The 275-nt window shown below is 54.9% G+C and carries 1 protein-coding gene; it reads left to right on the forward strand.

Annotated elements, in window-relative coordinates; genetic code table 11:
* Window positions 1–34: 34 nt before the first annotated feature.
* The coding region (locus tag AC1RPY_RS07870; RefSeq protein ID WP_481763130.1) for a hypothetical protein at window positions 35–275 on the forward strand (241 nt) is incomplete at its 3' end.

The raw sequence follows: 275 nt of genomic DNA on the forward strand, positions 1-275 counted from the left end.
CCCCTCTGTATACGCGTCATGTGGTAGCCCTATCGTGGTGGGCGCTACCTGCTGCGTTTACAGCCAAAACGTGAACGCACGAGTCATCGAGATCAAGAGCCCGAGCCACATTATTCTCGAAGTTGTGGAGCACGGTGACGTTGGCAGCATTATTTCGGCTGAGGCCGACGATCTGGACTGTGAGCTGCTGGAACGTCCGGCTAAGAAACTGGCGAAGGGAAAGAAAAGCCGTCTGCATACCGTCCACGGTGAACCCATTGAGGTAGGTGACGAAT

It is taken from the genome of Dellaglioa sp. CoH-56-MRSF-12, from assembly GCF_056782075.1.